Raw genomic sequence first — 21,005 nt, forward strand, 5'->3', positions numbered from 1 at the left:
CGTAGACATCCAAATGGGAGCCTTCCGCAGAGTAGTGACGTTCGCTAATATATGTACATCAACAGGGGGACGCGAACAAAGTCTTTTTTCTCCCTGAATGAATCAGAGTACATAGCTTATATAGAATGAGCCACCTAAGCAGAGAATATCCTGCTGGCGATCGCTCTCACAAGAATTTATTTTTAATTTTAGATTGTTGAGTTACTTGTAGATTAATTTCTTGATGCAAAATAATCGTGATGGGCAACTTTATAGCAAAATTATGTGTCATGAATTAATATATACACGAACTGCATATGGATTTCCTGTATGCGCTGCTGCTTGAATCCCGATTGCCTGAGTCCTCAAAATCCTGATACTAACAAGGTTTGTCAAAGTTGCAACACACCATTGATAGATCTTTTACGAGGACGTTACCGTGTTATTAAAGTACTTTCTGATGAAGGTGGATTTGGTAGAACCTATCTAGCGGAAGATGCAGATAAGTTAAATGAATGGTGTGTAGTTAAACAATTCGCACCAAAAACCCAGGGAACTTCTGCATTGAAGAAGGCTGTTGAGCTATTTAAAGAAGAAGCTAAACAACTGCAAAAGTTAGGAGAGCATCCGCAAATTCCTACACTTTTAGCTTACTTTGAACAAGACAATTATCTGTTTTTAGTTCAGCAATATATCAATGGGCAGAATTTACAACAAGAATTACAAAAAGGTGTAATCTACAACGAAAGTAAAATTATTGAACTTTTGTTAGATTTACTTCCCGTTCTACAATTTATCCACGATCGCGGAGTCATTCATCGCGATATCAAGCCGCAAAATATTATTCGCCGTCAAAGTGATGGGCGATTAGTCTTAATTGATTTCGGTTCCTCAAAGCAGCTAACAGCCGCAGTGCATACTCAAATCGGGACGACCATTGGTTCGCATGGTTATACTCCGATTGAACAAATGCAGGATGGTAAAGCTTATCCATCGAGCGATTTATTTAGTTTAGGGGCAACTTGCTTTCATTTATTGACTAGAATTCGCCCATCTCAATTGTGGATGCAAAATGGCTATAGTTGGGTTAATTCTTGGCAGCAATATGTAAATGAAAATAGGCATGGAGTCGCCTTAGATGTAAATTTAGATCGAATTCTGGACAAGCTGTTAACACCAGATATTCACAAGCGTTATAAATCTGCTGATGAAGTCATCAAAGATTTGACAAGTCAAAGAGCGTTAGCAGCATCGCTACCAACTGTAATGCCAACCGCATCAACTACGCAAATATCATATTCGCTAAAAAGATTGTTGATTAGTGCAGCTATTTTTCTGCTGGGATTAGCAGGAATTTGGTATTTACAATCTCGCTCCCAAGTATTAAGTATCTTCTCTAATCCTAGCCAACCTACAAACACCGCCGCCAATTCCGAGCAACCTAATACCCTCAAAGGACATTCCAGTGATGTGAATTCTGTCGCCTTTGCGCCTGATGGTGCGACTCTGGCTAGTGGTAGCGACGACAATACAATTAAACTTTGGAATCTAGCAACTAAAAAGGAGATCCAGACTCTCAAGGGACACTCGAAATGGATTTGGACTGTCGCTTTTAGTCCTGACAGCAGAACCTTGGCTAGTGGGAGTGCAGATAAGACTATCAAACTGTGGGATGTAGCAACAGGTAAAGAAATTCGGACTTTAAAAGAGCATACTGATGGAATTGCGGCGATCGCTTTTAGTCCTGATGGTAAAACCTTAGCTAGTGCCAGTTTAGACAAGAAGATTAAACTATGGAATCTGTCAACTGGCAAGGTAATACACACCTTGACAGGACATTCTCAGGGCGTTTCTGCGATCGCTTTTAGTCCTGATGGTAGCACCCTTGCTAGTGGTGGTTGGGATAAGAAAATTAAATTGTGGAATGTAGCAACAGGCAAAGAAATTCGCAGCTTTAGTGGACATTCTGAATTAATTCTTTCTGTTGCTTTTAGCCCCGATGGTCTGACTCTTGCTAGTGCAAGTAAGGATAAAACAATCAAATTGTGGAATCTAGTAACGGGAGAGACAATTCGGACATTAAAAGGTCATGCTGATAAAGTGAATTCTATTGCTTATTTACCTAAAAAAACATTAAGCAGTACGACTCTTGTTAGCGGTAGCAGCGACAACACAATCAAACTCTGGGATACTTCAACAGGCAAAGAAATCAGGACTTTAAAACGAGATTCTGGTTATATTTATTCGGTAGCAACTAGCCCCGATGGTAAGACTATTGCTAGTGGTGGTAGTGCTGAGAATATTATTAAAATTTGGCATTTGCCTGAGTAATAAAAATTTTGGATTGTGGATTGCAAACAATACTATCTATCCCAATAATATTGGCAATACAAAATAATTCGTAAGGGCACAACAATGTTGTGCCCCTACCCTCTATCGCATTCTTTTTTCAAATTGGTATTATTGTGTTTATTTGTGCGCTGAACCTGGCTCACTAAGCTTACGGTGCTGTTCGGCATTAACAGTATCAGGTAATACTGTACTCACAGTTCCTTGAATCTTAGTTTTCAGCGACCCGGCAATTACACTATCCTTGTCAGCCATCAATGCCTCAAAACCCTGTTTGGCAACCAGCGCCGGATCGTCCTTTTGATTCGCACCTACTTTAGTATCGTCCATACCCGCACGGTGGAAAAAGTTGGTATCGGTCGGCCCTGGCATCAGTGCTGTAACGGTAATATCTGTATCCTTTAACTCGTTGCGTAACGCTTCTGAGAAGGATTGGATAAAAGCTTTAGAAGCTGCGTAGACTGCCTCAAATGGCCCGGGCATAATAGCAGCAATTGAAGAGGTAAAGAGAATTCGTCCCTTACCAAGTTCTACCATGTCTTTCAGCACTCGTTTGGCGAGATGAACTGACGATACGACATTCAGGTTAATTAAATTTAGCTCGTCCTTGAGGTTAGTCTCACGAGCAAAATCACCACCAACACCTACCCCAGCGTTAATTGCGATCGCATCTACTGGTCGCTGAGTTTCTTTAATCTTATGGTAAAGTGACTCAACCCCTTCATACGTAGCAAGATCCGCTTGTACTGTCTCAACTTTCGCGCCCAATTCTGCCAAAGCTTGAGCCGCTTCATTAATACTCGGCCCCGTTGATGTAATCAGAAGATCGAAGCCATTTTGGGCAAACTGTTTAGCAAGTTCGTAGCCAATGCCATTAGAAGCACCTGTCACCACAGCTAGCGATCGGGTTGAAGAACTATTCATAACTATCCAAACTCCTGTATGATTGCTTCACGCTTGTGTGCCATAGCTGGCTTTTGCCATAGAGTCACACCATGTATCTGGACTGTGACTCCTCAACCCTTACAATGCTAGGGAGGCAGCTAGGTGAGTGCGTCTTTCTACAGAAGTATGGCTTGTGTGTCTTTCAGCTTACTTTCAATGGTTCAGTGCTTTAATTTTGCTGGATTGTAAACTTCTCATCCCCAATTCGCAGCCCCATAATTACTAAGTCGCGTTCAACACCGTCAAGTTCGGCGATGTTGGGCAAATGTCCCCAAGGTTGAAAGCCGAATGTTTCAAACAACTTTAAACTGGGTTGATTATGGGCAAAAATAAAACCGATTAAAGTTTTTAAACCCAAACTCGGACTTTGCTGAATTGCTTGTCCTAGGAGTTTTCTTCCTAAACCACATCGTTGAAAGTTTGGGGAAATGTAAATGCTAATTTCGGCAGTTTTACTGTAGGCTGGTCGCCCATAAAAAGATTGAAAACTCAACCAGCCAGCAACTACACCTTCTACTTCTACCACCCACAGCGGTCTTTGTGAAGGCGATCGCCCTCGAAACCAATTTAAGCGGCTTTCTATAGACACTGGCGCTAAATCAGCGCTGGCCATGCGGCAAGGAATTGCAGAATTGTATATGTCCACAATCGTAGGTAAATCAACTTCAGTCGCATGGCGGATAATCATTGCTACTGTCTGTAAGGAATGCTTACGAAAATATTTACAAATAATACAGCGTTAGCGCCAGCAATTCTATAGGCTGAGGTGGAAATACTTGTATTCGCTTTGCGATGGCTCTCTTAGCGTCAACTTTAAATATAATTAATGACTTACTAATTCCTTTGCACTCCTCCTCAAGCAACAGATAATTTTGTGAGTTTTAGATAAAAATAGTTTGGTCTAATTATGTATGCTTATTCTGTTTGATAGATTTGGTTATTATTGTTAATTTTATTACAAAATAATCGAGTGCAAACGGTAGTTAAAATTACTTTTTATTCTTTTTAAATATATATTGCTTTTGTTCTTCATTGCTTCTCCTAAAACTTGCATTTACAGCTAAAGGTAGAGGTTGATGGCATTAAACATAGTTAGGATCAAAGTAATTTAAAGATATTAACTACTAAAATTAGCTTTGGCTAATCCTTAAATTACTATGTCTACGAATCTCACTCAAAAAGATAGTGATGAAGCTGCCAAAAATGTTACTCAATCTTTAGAGATAGAACTTGCTCTTTTTATAACCAAACTAAAAAATGGTATTTGGTTAGTTGGGATTCCATCTTGGCTCTTTGGCATCACCGATAGAAGCGTTGCAGCCTTTGCCGATGGCTATTTATCTAGCTTAGAAGTATTTCAGCTATTTACAGCCTCATTCTTCTTTTTGAGTTGGCTGTATTTAAGACCTGAAAAAGAAATCGATAATATTGATGCCTATCTATGTCCAAATCAAGACAAAAGGTTTGAGTTGAAAAGGCGGCACATGATCAGCCAGGAATATATTTTACCTTTTCCGTACTTGTGCCAAATTTATCATTTGTTGAATTTAAAACATTTAGAAACGATTCACAAATTTAGTCTGAATAATTTGCGGGTAATTAATATTAGCTCTTTTCAGCCTACAGCCATCGGTGGCATCATCAAATTTCAAACGATGTTAGAGTCGCCAGTGAACGCTCTAAGAATTTGGCGACAACCGATTGTTGAGGTAGATTTAATCTTGCATACTCCCTATACAGTTGAACTCAGTATTCCTGTATACAATGGCAAAAGAATAACTGTAATGTTTTATGCATTACCATTAAATCAAAGGGAGCATCAACTATTTATAGAAATCTACAGCGACCTAGACTGGCCTAAACCAATCCTGCAAATACTCTTGCACTTTGCCTCTTGTTTAACTCTGTTTGAAGATTTACCTTATTTACGCAATCTCGGTGAGAAGAATATTGAGCGTTTATTCAACATCAATTTAGCTTCAAATCATCAAACAATGTTGCTGTTTAAAAGATTTGTCGAGCTATATGGTTCCACCATTAAAGCACCCAAATTAATCGAAGGAACTAATTAGATCGTAGTAGGGTGTCTACGATAAAGACGAAAAGCCTGTCTACACAGGCTTTTTGCATTAGCTGCATTATTTAAGACGATGTTGGTATCGGTTTTTATAGGATTGTTGTCAAAACCTACACGTGTCATACCATTTTACGAAATACCTGATACATATGATGAATCTCTAATTCTTTCCCCCTGCTCCCTACTCTCTTGATTTTTATCTGTCAGAGAAGAGAATTTAGATTTAAGCTAAGTTATTGAGTTGACAATTTGCTAAACTCCAACTTTTGGAGAGCAAATAAAGTATTGGCGAAGCGGAGGGGTTGCCAAGTGACTCAAGAGGAACGTGCAGGTAACATAGAACAAATCGATCCGAGGGACTTTTCATGGTTCTTCTGGTTTACTTTGCCACTCTACCCATACGGCAGACGGCGAACAATCCGCAAAGAGGTAGTTAAGGATACAATCTGGACTTTTGACCAAATGCAGGGCATCTTCTATGTTGTCGTGCCCATTCGGATGACCATTATAAAACTTGATGCAGGGGGCCTGCTGGTTTACGCCCCTGTAGCACCAACCAAAGAATGTATCCGGTTAGTCAATGAGTTGGTTGCAGAACACGGTGAAGTTAAGTACATTATTCTGCCCACTATCTCTGGATTAGAACATAAAATCTTCGTCGGCCCCTTTGCTAGATATTTTCCCAAAGCACAGGTTTATGTTGCGCCTAGCCAGTGGAGTTTTCCCTTGAATTTGCCACTCAGCTGGCTGGGTTTACCTGCTAGCAGGACGCAAATACTTCCACAAGAAAGTAACAAAACACCTTTTGCTGATGAATTTGATTATGCAATCCTCGGCCCCATTGACTTAGGCCCGGGGAAATTTGCTGAAGTTGCATTCTTCCACAAGCGATCGCATACACTGTTAGTCACAGACTCAGTAATTTCTGTACCAGAAGAACCGCCTGCGATCGTTCAATTAGACCCATATCCTTTACTATTCCATGCCAAGGAAAATGCTGGCGAAATCGTTGCCGATACTCAGGCAAATCGGCGTAAAGGATGGCAACGCATCGCGCTATTTGCTTTCTACTTTCAGCCCAGCGTGCTGGAGGTGATTGGATTAGGTCAATTATTGCGGGATGCCATTCAAGCACCAGAACGTTCTAGAAAAGCTTATTTTGGATTGTACCCCTTCAAATGGCAACCAGATTGGCAGCGTTCATTTGATGCATTACGCGGTAATGGACGTTTATTTGTAGCACCGATATTACAAACTCTGATTCTCAACCGCGCGCCCAAAGAAACTATTGATTGGGCTAATAAAGTAGCTAGTTGGGACTTCCAGTGGATTATTCCTTGCCACTTTGACTCGCCAATTAAAGCTGAACCATATCAGTTTCGCCAAGCATTTTCTTTCCTAGAACAGCAACCAGCTGTGAGTGCAGGCTTATTTAACAGTAGTGCCTATCCTTTACCACAGGGTGATTTCAAAGTACTCAAAGAAATCGATCGCAGTCTCAACAAGTTTGGGATTGTACCGCCAGCGAAGGATAAGGTGTAGGTTTCATCAAATCCCTTAACTGGCAATTCCAACTACACTAGACACATAGCTGTTAGCCTAACCCTTGCCATGTCTATTGCTCAAGACCTCAGCACTCTTCATGACATCCCAGAAGATGTTATCTTTCCCCCAGGTGATTTATATAGCGATGAGCCTCCCTTGGAAACTGAACTGCATTTAGAGCAAATATTACTACTACTCAAATGCCTTAAATGGTTGTGGCGAGATAGGCAAGATTTCTACACGGCTGCAAATTTGACTATCTATTACAGCCCAAACCAACGCAAATCAGAGGACTTTCGCGGCCCGGATTTTTTTGTTGTGCTAGGAACTGAACGCAAAACTCGTAAAAGTTGGGTAGTTTGGCAAGAAGATGGCAAATATCCTCATGTAATTGTCGAGATTCTTTCACCAAAAACTGCTAATACAGACAAAAATTTAAAAAAACAAATTTACCAAGATACCTTTCGCACTCCTGATTATTTTTGGTTCGATCCAGATACTTTAGAATTTGTAGGCTTTCATTTAGTAGATGGTAAATACCAAACGCTAGAACCAAATCCTCAAGGGCATTTATGGAGTCAACAGCTAAATTTATATTTGGGTATTCATGAGGGATTGTTGCGATTTTTTACTCCTTCAGGTCAACTAGTCCCAACACCAGAAGAAGTCGCAGAACAAGAAACTCAACGCGCCGAAAGATTGGCAGCAAAATTGCGAGAATTAAATATTGACCCAGAGACAATTTAGCTAGCGATCGCCCGGATTTTTTCACTTATCAACATTCCCATACACAGGAATGATAAACTCTTCAATATCAAACATTTTTCTCATACTTAGATTACTAATTGTGAGAACTATTTACTAAAGTTTTGAGTTCTCAGATATTCTGTATCTCTGTCCAACCATCCTTTGCTGATACCCAAGAAGTAAATATGGTAAAAGTTAATGCCTATCCAGTGACACCTACCGCAGATTTATTTCAGCGTGTCGCTGTCTTAGCTGCTGACTTTTCGACTCGCGCCGCAGCTTGCGATCGCGATGGTTCTTTCCCTTTTGAAAATTTTACTGCTCTCCAACAAGCGCAACTATTAAATCTTACCGTTCCGCAAGAGTTTGGCGGACAAGGTTTAGGATATGCTGCTGTCAGTCGCGTGATTGAAACCATCGCCAGTGGGGATGCTGCGACTGCCTTAGTCTTGACAATGCACTATCTGCAACACGCCAATGCTGCCCGTACGCGTCAGTGGAATCCGGCGATTTACGAACAGTTGTGTCGCGAGTCGCTGGAAGGTATTGCCTTGTTGAATGCTGCGCGTGTGGAACCAGAATTAGGTACGCCAGCTAGGGGTGGACTACCTGCAACTACTGCCCAATATACGGCTAAGGGTTGGCTGTTAAATGGTCGTAAAATATACACTACAGGCAGCCCGATTTTGCGTTACTTCATTGTTTGGGCGCAAACCACAGAAGCGGAACCGCGAGTAGGTAATTTTCTTGTACCTCGGAATGTTCCTGGTGTCTGCATTGAAGAAACCTGGGATCACATGGGAATGCGGGCAACTGGTAGCCACGATTTGATTTTAGAAAATGTCTTGATTCCTGAGGAGTATGCTTTGGATGTGCGCCCAGTGAAAGCTTGGTCATCACCCGATCCGCTGCAATTAGCTGGTAATAGCTTGTGGTTGAGTGCATTGTATCAAGGAGTAGCCAAAGCCGCACGAGATTGGCTGGTAAATTATTTAAATGAGCGATCGCCTACTAATTTAGGAGCTAGTTTAGCAACTCTACCCCGGTTTCAAACAGCTATAGGTGAAATTGAAGCTTTGATATATGCAAGCGATCGCTTAATTTATAGTTTAGCCAACGATATCGATCGCGCCGAGTATGACAGCAACGTGGGTTTAGAAGCGCAAACCGTGAAATATCTCACCACAACTAACGCCATTCGCGCTGTCGAAAAAGGGCTAGAACTTATTGGTAATCCAGGTTTATCGCGCCATAACCCTTTAGAAAGGCACTATCGTGATGTTCTTTGTAGCCGCATCCATACCCCACAAAATGATGCAATTTGTTTGTCTTTGGGAAAACAATCCTTGGGCGTGAATTAAACTTGCTATTTAAAAGTAGTTACTGGCTTGATATAGAAATTAAATGTGTGCCTCATTGCAGTTTCGGGTGTGAGATATTGTGCAGTAGATAAAGGCGGGAAAAAATATGGCTCTAATTTTTGCAAATTCTGGCACTCTTCAAGCACAGGAAAAGGTTTACCAGATGGAATATCATTCCAGCCAAAAACTAAAATACCCTCTTCTCGTAAACATTGAAAACTCTGCTGGAATGATGTTTCTGTATCTTCTCTAGTATTGACTCCCCAGCCAAATACTCCATTAAAAACAATCAAATCAAAATAGTCATTATCAATATATTTACCTAAGTTTTGTATCCCATCAGTAATATGATTTTTAGAACCATATTTACTTTGTTTTTTATCGATTTCGATAGTCCAATATTCTTTGCTTTTAAAGTACCTTTGATAATGTTTGGTATACCAATCGCAACCCACAAATAGAATTTTTTGAAACTCACTTCGAGATGCAAAATAAGGTAAGATTATATCCTCCATGACAATGCGATCGGGAAAATTATACCTTAACTGTGGCACTAATCCAGGCACCCATGTTTTGAGGATAATATAAACCCAATGTTGAAATTCCTTAAAAACTTTATAAAATATAGAGTTTGAGCCAAACCAAGATTTTGTTTGAATTGTCAGTTTCATAATTTACTCTCCATTTTGAATTAGTACTAACAAAAAGATGAATTCATCTTCGTGAGACTTTAAGAGCAGGTGCTTTTTACAAAGAGATTAAATTTATAGTTTATATTGCTTTGGATTACTCAGATCTAAAATATATTTCGTATTTTCCTATAAATTGCTGAATAAAACCTTTATTGAGAGTATTAATTTGAGAACGATATGAGGAGATTGCCTTGATTTTTGTTTCCTGCACAGATGAAATTGAAATAAACCAAGCTGCCGCTATATCCTGCAAATTTAGCATAATAAATATTGGTGCTTTCCAGAATAACCAAATCGGATACTGTAGCATTTCTGCTTTCATTTCTACTCGGTTAATTGCTGCTTTAACTAATTGATAAGTTGCTTCATGATCTCTATGGCAATCTTTGTGGTGGGGTACATAAACTTCTTGTGGTTGATATTTTTTCAACAGTTTATCTATCTGTTGAATTGTTTGTTGTTTATTCTGAGTTACTAAGTGAGATAATTGTCCATCTGGCCGATCTAAAAAATAAACTTCTGATGGCTCTACTCCCAAAATCGCTAATGCTTGAACTGCCTCTTGTTTGCGAACGGTGATGAGTTGATTTTGAGAGTTAGTCTCTAAATTGCCTGATAGATGACCATCTGTTAGAAAAACTACAACTACTGATACTCCATGTTTTCGTTTGAGAGCAATCATTCCACCACAGCCAAATGTTTCATCATCTTGGTGTGGAGAAAACACCATCGCTGATTTCTGGCTCAATGTTAGTAACTTATTTCTATTATGTAAAATCCACTGAATTAGTAAACTAGAGTGAATATATTGAGTCTGCTCAATCCATGATTTAGGAACTATTCTTTGAATTATAGTTTTTGAGTTTTGTAAAAAGATTTTAACATCCATCATGATTGATCTATTAAATACATAATTACTAGCGATTTATTTAGAGGGCAGAAATAAACTTTATTAAGTTATTTCTGCCAATCTTAAGATTTGGTTTTGAGATTGAAGTACATCTTTATAAAGGGTGAGATATTGTGAAGCTACTCTGTAGGGCTGAAAATGTTCTTGAGCATAAGACTGTGCTCGTTTTGACCAATGCCATAGCAGATCGGGCTGTTGTAGAATCTCTGTGAGGTAATGTGCTGCTTCTTGAGGATTAGATGGCAATACAAGACCAAGATTTTGCTCCTTAAACACATCAGCGATGTTAAGTGTATTTGCTATAGCACAGGGTAATCCAATATGCATAGCATTGGCGATAGAAAGTCCAAATACTTCACTACGAGAAGTTTGAATATAACAACTAGCTTCAGAGAGTACCTGAGCTTTTTCTTTGCCAAAAACTGGAGGATGCAAGTAGACATTTGCTGGAAGTTCTAGTCCAATTTTTTTGATATTTCTAGCTAATTTCCTATTTGGAGCTTCCCCATATAAATGTACTTCTATATCTGTTGATAAGTAACGAGCAATTTTTATTAGGTTATCTAGCCCTTTAGCTATTAAGTCAAAACGTCCTAGATAAACGAGCCGTTTTTGCTCTAAATTACCTTTCCAACCTTGTTCTGTAATTCCTGTATCTACTGGATTTGTAATCAAACGTAGTTCTCCTGTGAAGTTAGGTAATAACTCTCGTAGTACTTTTCCTTCTCTGGGAGTCATAAATGTAATTGCCGCAGCCTGAGTGAATCTCTGTTTTTCGAGAATTAAAAAATAAATAATTTTTTTTAATAAGTTTCTTTTAAGATGTAGAGGAAACAGCATTGCATGAGGAGTTATGACATATGGAATTTTTTTATTGAATAGCTTTCTAGCTAGATCGGCTTGTTGAGGAATAAAGATTGAATGCATATGAACAATATCTGGTCGAATATTATCAAGTAAATCCTTCAGATATTTTTGTTTATAACCCCAAACTTTTGCTGGAATACATATTAGCTTGATTCCTAATTTTTCAGCAGAAGATACTAAATTTTTATTTGGTTCATTCTCAACTAAAAGCATAACATGAAATCCCAAGCTGGATTGGATCTTAGCTATAGACCAAATAACATTGTTTACCCCAGAAACTGCTTCAAGAGAAGCTTCTGCACCTATATGCAAAATTTTCATCATGATTTCTACTCCATAATTTGGAATTAGCAGAATTTGGACTTTATTTAGATGCCAACCTCATTTCTATTTGAGATGTTGCAAGTCAAAACCACAATTTAAATGCAGAGATAAGGCTATCTGGAATTTATGCCAGTTTGCACTTAAATCATCAGCTCATATTAATTCCAATTGGATAAAGATCTACAGATTACTAAAACAGTTAAATTTGATGGCTTCAGTGATTTATTTAGATCAATGCTACAAAATGCTTTGATAACTTCTTAACTGAATCACTTTTACTACATCATAACACTTGAAGATGTAAATTTGTTGTGGTAGAAAAATGATAAATTATCGTCAAATTGTTGACACATTATTGACACAAACTTTCTCACAAATAGCCAATAATGTAAAGCTAGGTATTCTGATTACGTCAGTAAAAACACAATGCAATTATCCAATTCCAATTGGCCTCTAGCTAAATAAGTAGGGGTTCTGATGGACTAACCTGCTTATCTAGACAATATAGGTTTTATTTATATTTTTAAATGCTTATGAAAACCTGTTAATATTCAAGTTTAGTCTATGATTCGTGATGTAGCAATCCTATTTGATTTGCAAACATCGAGAAGCTCAAATTATCCTATATCTGCTGTGCCAATGCTATCTCTAATCGATTTTCACCAAGAGTGCGGATATAAAAGCGATTGTAGTAAGGTATAGGTTGGCGATCGCTAATTATTTTTCCCTATGGGCTTGAAGATGCGCTTCAAAAGCATCCAAGTTTTAAAAGTTTTGGGTGAATATAATTTGCTACTACACAAGCGAAATCCAAGTGGTGCGCGAACTGTTCCAAAACTGTGCCATAGAACAATAGCATTACAGCCTCTACTTGGGGAGAAGATGTAACTTGAAGTTTGCTAGCCGAGAAGTAGGAGATAGTAGTTGAGATTTATGTATATCTACTGAACAAATTTGATTAACAGAAGTATTCTGTCTTCAGCCCATTACTTAATACAGTAGGCAATCATGACAAATGTATCGAGTTCTATATTAGATCCCAAAACCCCACCGGATGTGGTTATCTCTGTGCAACCGCGTAAACCAGTCACAGACCCAACTTTGGGTATTGCTGTGAATGTTAACAAAACGGGAACTCCCAAAAATCGGCTGGTAACGGTAGGCGACTCAATCACGCAGGGTTTTCAAAGTGGAGCTATATTTAATACGCAACTCTCATATCCAGCAATTATTGCCAAAGAATTGGGTTGGGGGGAACTACGCTATCCTACTTATCAGGGGCCAAAAGATGGATTGCCATTAAATGTGGAACGCTTGGCTCATGAACTAGACAAAAAGTTTGGCCCTAACATCAACCCGTTAGAGTTTGTTGGTGCTGCCTTATTTATACGCAAATTCTTAGATATCAATGAAAACTATTGGGAACGGGGAGAAGGTTCGCTGTTTCCCATTCAACAAGGCATAAATCACAACCTAGCCGTCTATGGATGGGATTTACGCAATACCATCTCGCGAAATGCAGACATCTGCATCAATATTCTCAAGAATAATCCGCCAAAGGATGATTATCTGCGGTTAATGGTTGAGTATCATAACGAAAGGACAGCTATTCGAGCTTTAAACTCAGCACGGGATGCTAATGGTGCAGCACTTTCGCCAGTACAAGCAGCCGCAGCTTTGGGTGAAGAAGGTACGTTAGACATGGAAGGAATTGAAACGCTAATTGTGTTAATTGGTGCGAATAACGCTTTGGGCAGTATTCTCACTTTTAACGTGGCCTGGAGTGATACAGGCTATGACGATATGGATGTCAACGATAAGTATACTGTTTGGCGTCCGATTCACTTTAAAGCAGAACTCGATCGCTTAGTTGCGGAAGTCAAAAACATCCGCGCTCGTCATGTAATTTTTGGTACAGTACCTCACATTACGATTGTGCCTTTTGCCCGTGGGGTCGATCAAAAGCTAGCACCAGGTTCTCGCTACTTCCCTTACTACACCTTACCCTGGATTGAAGACAAGGATTTTGACCCCAACAAACACCCAAACCTCACCGGACAGGAAGCGAGAGCAATTGATAGTGCGATCGACCAGTATAACGACTATATAACTGATGCCGTGCGTCAAGCTCGTACTGAGGGCAGAGATTGGTATTTATTTGACGCTGCGGGATTGTTAGATAGGTTAGCATCCCGGCGTTATTTACAAGACCCGGAAGCGAAACCAGAATGGTGGGACGAAGTTGGCGGTGCTTACCCATTACCTGCTGAATTGCAAGCGCTAACACCCGTACCTGATTCTCGCTTCTTTCTTTCCGGGCCAAATGGTCGTACCCAAGGCGGTTTATTTTCTTTAGATGGGATTCATCCAACAACGATTGGCTATGGAATTATTGCACAGGAAGTGATTAAAATTATGCAACTGGCAGGGGTGAAGTTTTATCAACAAGATGGTAAAACTGAGCGTACTGGTGATATTCAGGTGAATTTTCAAAGTTTGATTGCTGTAGATTCGCTAATTTCTCGTCCACCGCGAAACTTGATCGAGATTATGGATATTGTCGGCGGATTGGACAAGAATTTTAATATCTTGAGCAGTTTGCTGAAAAATAATTATTGACAAAATCTGTTTTTTCTCTGCGTTGTCTGCGGTTCAAAAATAATTGATTAAACCACAGAAGCGCAGAGGAGGACACTTATACCATTTCACGAAAAATCTGATGCAAATAAAGCATCAATAGGAGTAGGAGGAAAGGAACTCCAACGATGAAGATGGATTGACAAACCATTGACCAAACAAGCAATCAGGGTAATAAAACCCAGAAGAAAACAAGACAAAAGTTCGAGCTAAACCAATGACAAATGACAAATGACTATTTCACTTCAAACCGTTGATCGCTAATTTGCCGACCTTCAAGAAACATCTGCACTTGCCAATTTCCAACCGGCGCAGTCGCACCAATAGTATAGCGACAGTGAGTATCCCAAATAGATGTATTAATCTCGCGAGTTTGATAACGATTTTGCTTGACGATTTGACCGTTGGGATCAATCCAATTACAAGATAGAGACAGCTTTTTACCCACAGGTGCATCCTTTAAAGTCACGCGGTAAAAAACTTCTTGGCTGTCTTGCCGAGAGATAGTATTGAGATTACCGCTATCTGCAACTAAAGTAATGCGGTCTTGCTGAGTAGAAACACGAGAGATGAGAGAATTATTTTGTTGGATGAAAAATACCGTAGATGCGATCGCAACTACAAAAGCAGCAACTACTCCAGAAATAATCCAGCGATTTCTGCGTTGCTGTACTTTTAATGCTTGTCGTCGCCGTAACTGAATAATGGCTTCATCAAGTAATTCTGGCGGTAAATTCAATTCTTGTAAAATTTCTCTAATTTGCTGTTTGTCGAGTTCCGCTTCTTGACGTATTTGTAGCCCTTGTACTTCAGTAATGATTTGTGATAACTGCTCTTGATTGAGTCGCTCTGTCATAATTAACACAACTCCTATAAAAAACTTCAATTAATCGAGAGCCAAAATTAACTTAGGGATTTTTCACAGAGCATAACCTGAGATTTCCAGAACTGGCAAAGCTACCATCAGAAACCCAACCTTGCTTCGGAGAGGCGATCGCTATCCAATTTCTACCATCTACTTCTAAAATTGAAGCGGGAAAGCTATCTGGTCTGACAGTTCTCCCATTAGCGACTACTCCCAGCAGTCTGGAATTTGTCCTTGGTTCTGACCGAATTAGCAAGCCTTTTTTAGTCCCACTAGAATAAACGCGCAGACAGTTCACATTATTCAAACTCTTTTTAATTGCAGTGCTGCTGTAAGTATGCAAGAAACGCCCTCCAGACCAACAGCCAGATTCTACCTGTCCTGTACCGATACGATTAATTGAATTACTCAACCTAAACCAATACTCAATCGGTGTATTAGCTTTGGTATCAGTTTTACAAGCATTCTCAAAATCTAAATATCCTCCCAACTCCATATTAGAAAAACCCGAATCAAAATCTGCACTACCAGCTTCCGCTTGAGGTCGCCACAAACTCCAGCCTGGTTCTGGTTGGTTGCGAGAACCGTTAGGATTGGCGGAATTTGCTTGCACGGTCAGCGACGATCCCAAGCATAATGTACTAGCTATCAATACCTGCGCTAACACTGAGGAAAACTGTAAACTTGGAGGATATTTGAGGAGTTTAAGCATTAACACTGAACTATGTTGTTAAATATTTGCTGATTGTAGCTCCTGAGCGATCGCTGTGAGAAGACATAACTCCACTACATGGGTTATATCTATTCATCCTCGTTTTTCAGTGCAGGTATGGTTTTAATCAAGCGTTTTTGTAAAGCGACTACTACAGCTTGAGTGCGATCGCTCACTTCTAATTTCTGTAAAATCGCATGGATATGAACTCGCACTGTTCCCGGCGCAATATATAGTGCATGAGCAATTTCTTGATTAGTTTTTCCGGCTGCTAACAGCGAGAGAATTTCGTGTTCGCGCTGAGTTAGGGGATTGGCAAGTTTGGTAATATTCTCGAATTCAGGTGGAGAAGCTTCTAAGCTAAGAGAAGAACGAATTTCTTTGGTTGCAGTTGCATCCCACCAAGAAGCACCAGCCGCTACAGAACGCAATGCTAAAACTAATTTTTCCGCAGCAATTCCTTTGAGACAGTAGCCTTGCGCGCCTGCGTCAATCAACCGCGTAATTAGCGGCTTTTGCGAATGGGAAGTCAAAACTAGGATTGGTAGCGAGGGATTTTCCTGCTTAATTTGTCTACAAGCTTCAATTCCGCCAATTCCTGGTAAACCTACATCCAACAACACCACATCTAGAGGCGTTTGCTTTACTACCTCGATAGCTGTTTCACCATCTTCAGCCTCAGCGACAATCTCTAACCCTGGTTCTTGTTGCAATCGCACGCGCAAACCCAAGCGAAAGAGTTCATCGTCCTCAACAAGGAGAATTTTGATTGGGGTAGAGGACATTTCACACAGTTACAGCAGATTGAAATGGGTAAACAGGCAGTTTGAAAGCAAACATCGCACCAGTAGGTACTCTATTCTCTGCCCAAATTATACCTCCGTGAGCTTCAATAATTTGCCGAGATAGATAAAGCCCCAATCCCGAACCTTTGGCTTGGCGATCGCTATGTCCTTGGTAAAATCTTTCAAATAAATAAGGAAACTCTTCTAGCTGTATTCCTGCACCTGTATCTAAAATCTTCACCACTTGGTAAGAGGCTTGGGGTTCTAAGACTACTTCCACCCTTGCACCCCGCCGGGAATGATTAATTGCGTTCACTAAAAGATTATTAAAAACTCTTTGGAGTTGCAGTGCATCACCTTGAACCCACAATGCACGTCGCCAATCAGAATCACCATAACTCACTGAGAGATGAACGCGACGATTAGCAGCTAATTCAATTAAACTACTTGATGCATCCTCTGCTAAGTTGGTTAAATCTACAGGTGCTAAGTCCAGCTTTAAGCCTTCAGTATCGTTGCGATAGATATCTAATAAAGTTTCTAAAAGTTGTAGGGAAGTTTTGTGGCTGCGCGCCATTGTTGCTAAGACTTGTTGCTGGGTTGGTAATACCGGGCCAAATTTTTCTTGTTGAAAGGCTTTGATAGTTTCAATTGCACCTAGCAATGGTGTTTTTAAATCATGGGTAAGTGTCGAAGCGAAATCTTCTCGGAGTTTGACTAATTCCTCTTGTGATTCTAATTTGGCACGGGTGAGGGCGATCGCATCTTGAGAACGACGCAGGCGATCGCTTAAAATACCTGTGACGATCAAAGCCATTGAAGCGATCGCACGACTGGCAATTGTGGATGCTTTGATAACTCCACCCTCTGGTAACCAAAGATTTAAAATCGTTAAGCATACAGCAATCAAGGTTGCTTGTAAGGTTGCAATCCCCCCAAACCATGAGTTTGTTAATAATATTGGCCCTGTATAAAGATAGCCAAATACATATTCAGTTGGTGTAGAAAACTCCATCAGCATGACAGCAACAAACAGGCTTGATATGACTGTCAATCTGCTCACTTGGGAGTTATTAGATAGTAATTTCGCTGAAAATAGTTTCATTGGAATGGGGCATGGGGCATGGGGCATTGGGCATTGGGTATTTGTCAGCTATCCTTCATAATTCATCTTTTATTCTGAGATTTTCTACAAAACTCTGGTGTTCTGCACTTGTTAAACCTTGCTGCAAAACTTCTAAGACTCTAGCTAAATTTCCGGTTAATAATGCCGCTTTGTCTAACCATAAACCCGGAAATATTTGGGAACAAATCACACCATCAGCATTAGGTGTAAGCTTTATATATTCGCCTTCTTGTAACTTAAACCAATCAAATTCACCGTCATAAACTCGCCAAACTAAATATTCTTGCACTTGATTGCGACGGTATACTTTTAACTTGTCGTGTAAATCTAAAGAAACACTACTAGCTGCAATTTCCACAATTAACTCTGGCGCACCTTCAATATAGTCATCATCGCTAACACGCGTCTGTCCCCCATGAGTAATGAGCAAACACGCATCTGGTTGAGGTTCATTATCTGCATCTAAGCGCACAGTGGCATTATCGCCCAACTCTACCCCAGGCGTAGCAGATTCATATAAGCCCAACCAAGTGATTATATAAGCATGGGGTTTCCCATGACTTCTAAAACGTAACGGAGATGCCATATACACAATTCCTTCAATCAGTTCCGCTTTTTTCACTTCAGGCATAGCATGATAACGACGCTCAAATTCAGCGCGAGTGAGTTTATCACCATTTTCTAAAGGTGGAAGTGTTGAGAGAGGAATGCTAATTGCGTTAGGGCGTGTAATCATATTTTGCTCCACAGCAATTTAACTATTAATCTCATTTTAAGGAAGTAATTACACAATTTCCGCAGCGAATGCAGTGAAGTAAAAAGATGAATGTAAATATTTTTGTTTAGATACTTATATAAACGCCCTAAACGCTAGATATAGAAATAATAAACGCTACCCACATCAAAAATAAGCCTGTTTTTATATCTTATATATATTGTTTTTATTTCTAACCCAATTGATGATGTAAGTAAATTAACAATTTGTATTACAAGTTACGAATTGACTTATCAATTGGTATAACTCATGCTACAAGGATGGATTCAGATAGCATTAACGCTACTAATTGTAGTAGCAATAACTCCATTTTTTGGCAGATATATGGCGCGTGTCTACCAAGAACAGCGCACTTTTCTCGACCCAATTTTAAACCCAGTTGAACAAGTACTTTACTCTTTGGTTGGCGTTGCAACTAAAGAAAATATGACAGGTTGGCAGTATGCAAGAGCTATCCTGTACAGCAATGTAGTCATGGGGTTGCTGATATTCTTCATCATCATGAGTCAAGGATGGCTACCCCTCAACCCTACTACAATAGGTGCGCCAACTTGGGATACAGCACTCCACACAACCATATCCTTTATTACTAACACCAACCAACAACACTACTCTGGTGAAACCTACCTCAGCTATGCCAGCCAAATATGGGGACTGGGCTATCATATGTTCGCCTCAGCCGCGACTGGGTTGGCGGTAGGAATTGCTTTTATTCGCGGGTTAACTGGTAGACCGTTAGGCAATTTCTATGTAGACTTAATTCGCTCAATCACGCGGATTTTGCTACCTATTTGTATTGTGGGTGGTATTGCCCTGATGGCGGCTGGCGTTCCCGAAACCTTAGCAGGGCCAGTTGTATTCCCCACTTTAGAAGATTCTAATATTAGTCAGGCGATCGCACGCGGCCCGGTGGCTCATTTTGAAATCATCAAGCAATTAGGAGAAAACGGCGGCGGCTTTTTTGCTATCAACTCAGCACACCCCTTTGAAAATCCCAACGGGTTTTCTAACCTAATTGAGATTGTGGCGATGATTTCCATACCCACATCTCTGATTTATACATACGGTTTGTTTGCTAACAACACCAAACAAGCTTGGTTAGTTTATGGGATGGTGGCTGTAATCTTTATAGCATTTGTAATTATTAATGCTATTGGAGAATACAACGGTAATCCCGCAGTCAATGCACTGCTCTTAAGTACGCAACCGAATCTAGAAGGTAAAGAAGTGCGGTTTGGTTGGGCACAGTCGGCGCTGTTTGCCACAGTGACAACAGGGACAATGACTGGTGCTGTTAACAGTATGCATGACTCCTTTATGCCTAACGGTGGTTTTGTCACCCTGTCGAATATGTTTCTGCAAATTATTTGGGGTGGACAAGGTACAGGCACAGCTTACTTATTTGCCTACTTGATTTTGGCAGTATTTGCCACAGGTTTGATGGTAGGACGCACACCAGAATTTCTGGGACGGAAAATCGAAAAGCGGGAAGTGGTACTGGCGAGTTTTTTAATTCTCTTAGTTCATCCCATCGCCATTATGATTCCGGCAGGTATAGCTTTAGCATTTCCTGAACAACTAGCAGGAATTAGTAATCCCGGTTTTCACGGTTTTGCCCAAGTCATTTACGAATATGCCTCCGCAGCAGCTAATAATGGTTCGGGATTTGAAGGTTTAGGAGATTCTCAACCTTCACCGTTGGCGATCGCAGCTGGTGCAAAAACTACCGCAACTGCTTTGTGGTGGAACCTGAGTACTTGCTTTAGTCTTCTCGCCGGACGCTACATCCCCATTATCGGTTTGCTGTTGCTAGCAGATAGTATGTCCCGCAAAAAGCAAGTTCCTTTCAACGTTGGTACATTACGAACTGACACCGGACTATTTACAGGCGTAACCGCAGGCGTAATTTTAATCCTCGGCGCACTGACATTCTTTCCGGTTTTAGCATTCGGCCCCATCGGTGAAGCTTTTTATCTAGGGCATGGGGGATAGGGCATGGGGCATTGGTTTTAAAAGTGCAACTTCCGACATCAAAGCCGCAACTTTCAGGCTCAAAGGTGCAACGTTCAGGTTCCAAGGTGCAAATTTCCGCATTAAAGGTGCAACGTTCAGGTTCCAAGGCTCAATCGTCAGGCTCAAAGGCTCAATTGTCAGGCTCAAAGGCTCAATCGTCAGGCTCAAAGGCTCAATTGTCAGGCTCAAAGGCTCAATCGTCAGGCTCAAAGGCTCAACGTTCAGGTTCTAAGGCTCAACTTTCAGGCTCAAAGGCTCAATGTTCAGGTTCAAAAGCTCAACGTTCAGGTTCTAAG

At 40.3% G+C, this 21,005-nt stretch carries 18 protein-coding genes; 7 read left to right on the forward strand and 11 right to left on the reverse strand.

Annotation, left to right across the window (positions count from 1 at the left end):
• The first annotated feature begins 309 nt into the window (after positions 1-309).
• Positions 310-2,310, forward strand: a complete 2,001-nt coding sequence (locus AACU33_RS07065) for a serine/threonine-protein kinase (RefSeq protein WP_096587800.1) — start codon at positions 310-312, stop codon at positions 2,308-2,310.
• A 138-nt stretch (positions 2,311-2,448) separates the two neighbouring features.
• Here AACU33_RS07065 and AACU33_RS07070 read toward each other — a convergent pair whose 3' ends face one another.
• Both AACU33_RS07070 and AACU33_RS07075 read right to left on the reverse strand, forming a co-directional pair.
• Positions 2,449-3,252, reverse strand: coding sequence for an SDR family NAD(P)-dependent oxidoreductase (locus AACU33_RS07070; protein ID WP_096587802.1), 804 nt, complete (start codon positions 3,250-3,252; stop codon positions 2,449-2,451).
• Between the two features lie 190 nt (positions 3,253-3,442).
• Positions 3,443-3,961 carry a GNAT family N-acetyltransferase gene (locus AACU33_RS07075; RefSeq protein WP_096587803.1) on the reverse strand — a complete coding sequence of 173 codons (519 nt, stop codon included), beginning with the start codon at positions 3,959-3,961 and terminating at the stop codon, positions 3,443-3,445.
• 469 nt (positions 3,962-4,430) lie between these two features.
• Here AACU33_RS07075 and AACU33_RS07080 point away from each other — a divergent pair, with 469 nt between their 5' ends.
• The 4 genes from AACU33_RS07080 to AACU33_RS07095 all read left to right on the forward strand — a co-directional run bounded on the left by AACU33_RS07080 (position 4,431) and on the right by AACU33_RS07095 (position 9,003).
• The gene (locus AACU33_RS07080; RefSeq protein ID WP_096587805.1) at positions 4,431-5,345 is read left to right on the forward strand and encodes a hypothetical protein; all 915 of its coding nucleotides are present in this window, start codon (positions 4,431-4,433) and stop codon (positions 5,343-5,345) included.
• Between the two features lie 314 nt (positions 5,346-5,659).
• On the forward strand, positions 5,660-6,892 hold the full coding sequence (locus AACU33_RS07085) for a DUF4336 domain-containing protein (protein ID WP_096587807.1): 1,233 nt from the start codon (positions 5,660-5,662) through the stop codon (positions 6,890-6,892).
• A 69-nt stretch (positions 6,893-6,961) separates the two neighbouring features.
• Positions 6,962-7,642 carry a Uma2 family endonuclease gene (locus tag AACU33_RS07090; RefSeq protein WP_096587808.1) on the forward strand — a complete coding sequence of 227 codons (681 nt, stop codon included), beginning with the start codon at positions 6,962-6,964 and terminating at the stop codon, positions 7,640-7,642.
• A gap of 122 nt (positions 7,643-7,764) precedes the next feature.
• A complete protein-coding gene (locus tag AACU33_RS07095) occupies positions 7,765-9,003 on the forward strand; it encodes an acyl-CoA dehydrogenase family protein (RefSeq protein WP_339375819.1) in 1,239 nt (412 codons plus the stop codon).
• Positions 9,004-9,008: 5 nt separating this feature from the next.
• Here the strand turns inward: AACU33_RS07095 and AACU33_RS07100 are convergent, their stop codons facing one another.
• From AACU33_RS07100 to AACU33_RS07110, 3 genes are all read right to left on the reverse strand, one after another.
• Positions 9,009-9,674: a class I SAM-dependent methyltransferase gene (locus AACU33_RS07100; RefSeq protein WP_096587812.1), complete on the reverse strand. Its 666-nt coding sequence runs from the start codon at positions 9,672-9,674 to the stop codon at positions 9,009-9,011.
• A 115-nt stretch (positions 9,675-9,789) separates the two neighbouring features.
• Positions 9,790-10,425, reverse strand: coding sequence for a PIG-L deacetylase family protein (locus AACU33_RS07105; RefSeq protein WP_339375820.1), 636 nt, complete (start codon positions 10,423-10,425; stop codon positions 9,790-9,792).
• A gap of 222 nt (positions 10,426-10,647) precedes the next feature.
• On the reverse strand, positions 10,648-11,796 hold the full coding sequence (locus tag AACU33_RS07110) for a glycosyltransferase family 4 protein (protein WP_096587815.1): 1,149 nt from the start codon (positions 11,794-11,796) through the stop codon (positions 10,648-10,650).
• Between the two features lie 1,008 nt (positions 11,797-12,804).
• Between AACU33_RS07110 and AACU33_RS07115 the strand changes: the two genes are divergently transcribed.
• On the forward strand, positions 12,805-14,415 hold the full coding sequence (locus tag AACU33_RS07115; RefSeq protein ID WP_096587816.1) for a hypothetical protein: 1,611 nt from the start codon (positions 12,805-12,807) through the stop codon (positions 14,413-14,415).
• Between the two features lie 253 nt (positions 14,416-14,668).
• Here the strand turns inward: AACU33_RS07115 and AACU33_RS07120 are convergent, their stop codons facing one another.
• The 5 genes from AACU33_RS07120 to AACU33_RS07140 all read right to left on the reverse strand — a co-directional run bounded on the left by AACU33_RS07120 (position 14,669) and on the right by AACU33_RS07140 (position 18,657).
• Positions 14,669-15,289: a DUF3859 domain-containing protein gene (locus tag AACU33_RS07120; protein ID WP_096587818.1), complete on the reverse strand. Its 621-nt coding sequence runs from the start codon at positions 15,287-15,289 to the stop codon at positions 14,669-14,671.
• 52 nt (positions 15,290-15,341) lie between these two features.
• Positions 15,342-16,010, reverse strand: a complete 669-nt coding sequence (locus AACU33_RS07125) for an SH3 domain-containing protein (protein WP_339375821.1) — start codon at positions 16,008-16,010, stop codon at positions 15,342-15,344.
• Positions 16,011-16,099: 89 nt separating this feature from the next.
• Positions 16,100-16,795: a response regulator transcription factor gene (locus AACU33_RS07130; protein ID WP_096587820.1), complete on the reverse strand. Its 696-nt coding sequence runs from the start codon at positions 16,793-16,795 to the stop codon at positions 16,100-16,102.
• Position 16,796: 1 nt separating this feature from the next.
• Positions 16,797-17,900, reverse strand: coding sequence for an ATP-binding protein (locus AACU33_RS07135; protein ID WP_096595176.1), 1,104 nt, complete (start codon positions 17,898-17,900; stop codon positions 16,797-16,799).
• Between the two features lie 55 nt (positions 17,901-17,955).
• Positions 17,956-18,657, reverse strand: coding sequence for a Uma2 family endonuclease (locus tag AACU33_RS07140; RefSeq protein ID WP_096587821.1), 702 nt, complete (start codon positions 18,655-18,657; stop codon positions 17,956-17,958).
• A gap of 288 nt (positions 18,658-18,945) precedes the next feature.
• Between AACU33_RS07140 and kdpA the strand changes: the two genes are divergently transcribed.
• A complete protein-coding gene (gene kdpA, locus AACU33_RS07145) occupies positions 18,946-20,688 on the forward strand; it encodes a potassium-transporting ATPase subunit KdpA (RefSeq protein WP_096587823.1) in 1,743 nt (580 codons plus the stop codon).
• On the opposite strand, the gene AACU33_RS07150 is transcribed toward kdpA, so the two are convergent.
• Entirely contained in the window at positions 20,671-20,919 is a 249-nt protein-coding gene (locus AACU33_RS07150) for a hypothetical protein (RefSeq protein ID WP_339375822.1), read from the reverse strand. The genes kdpA and AACU33_RS07150 overlap by 18 nt on opposite strands.
• Between the last annotated feature and the right edge of the window lie 86 nt (positions 20,920-21,005).

This window comes from Calothrix sp. NIES-2098, assembly GCF_963875125.1.
In the GTDB taxonomy this organism is placed as follows: Bacteria; Cyanobacteriota; Cyanobacteriia; order Cyanobacteriales; family Nostocaceae; genus Aulosira.